The organism is Nonomuraea sp. KM88, from assembly GCF_052245635.1.
Classification (GTDB): Bacteria; Actinomycetota; Actinomycetes; order Streptosporangiales; family Streptosporangiaceae; genus Nonomuraea.
In genome coordinates, this window is sequence record NZ_JBQQCC010000069.1 from 1 (window position 1) to 1,165 (window position 1,165).

At 66.2% G+C, this 1,165-nt stretch carries 1 protein-coding gene; it reads right to left on the minus strand.

Features of this window, described 5'->3' with window-relative positions; translation table 11 throughout:
* A partial coding sequence (locus ACTWPV_RS49690; protein WP_443157225.1) for an IS256 family transposase occupies positions 1 to 1,052 on the minus strand: 1,052 nt, incomplete at its 3' end.
* Positions 1,053 to 1,165 lie beyond the last annotated feature (113 nt).

Consider the following 1,165-nt stretch of genomic DNA (forward strand, 5'->3'; position numbering starts at 1 on the left):
GGGTTGGTCGTGCGTAGGTGCACCCAATGTTCGGCCGGGTAGTCGTAGAAGGCCAGCAGTTCGTTGAGGTCATCGACCACCTTGGCCACCGCCTTGGGATACTTGGCGCCGTAGGCGGCCTGGAACTCCTTCAACGCCTTCTTCGCGTGCTCCTTGTCCTCGGCGTTCCAGATCTCCGCGAGCGCTTTCTTGGCGGCCGGGTGGGCTGACTTCGGGAGCGACCCCAGCACGTTAGAGATCTTGTGAAACCAGCACCTCTGGGCTCTGGTCTGCGGAAACACCTCCCCGAGCGCCGACCAGAAGCCGAGCGCGCCATCGCCGACGGCCAGCACCGGGGCGCGCATGCCGCGCCGCTTGCAGTCACGCAGCAGATCGGCCCACGACTCGGCCGACTCCCGGTAGCCGTCGCTCAGCGCGACGAGCTCCTTGCGGCCGTCGGCGCGAACGCCGATCATCACCAGCAGGCACAGCTTGTGCTCCTCCAGCCGGATGTTGACGTGGATACCATCGACCCACAGGTAGACGTAGTCCACCATCGACAGGTCCCGCTCGCTGAAGGCGCGCTGCTCGGCCTTCCACTGCTCGGTCAACCGGGTGATCACTGAAGCGGACAGGCCGGCCGAGCTGCCCAGGAACTGGCCCAGCGCCGGCACAAAGTCTCCCGAGGACAGGCCGTGCAGGTACAGCAGCGGCAGCACCTCGGTCAGCTGCGGGGTCTTACGCGCCCAGGCGGGCAGGATCGCCGAGGAGAACCGCTTACGCTCGCCGGTTTCCGCATCGATGCGCCTGTCGTTGACCCGCGGGGCCTTGACCTCGATGGCGCCCACACCGGTGAGCAGGTCTCGAGGCTGGTGATAGCCGTTGCGCACGACCAGGCGGCGGCCGTTCTCGTCGCGCTCGTCGGCGAACGCGGCGATGTAGGCGTCCACCTCGGCCTGCAAGGCGGCAGCGAGCATCTTGCGGGCGCCTTCGCGGACGATCTGGTCGATCAACGACGACGAGCCTGCCGGGGTGTGGTCGTCAGCGGGCATCTCGGGCACTACGGTGAGCACGGGTGTGCCTTCCCGACCGACGTTGGCGCGTCGGCCTTATCTCGAAACCTTGATCAGATGATTCGGGAAGGTACACCCCTTCCCGTCAGATCCACAGGTTTCGATCATTGCTC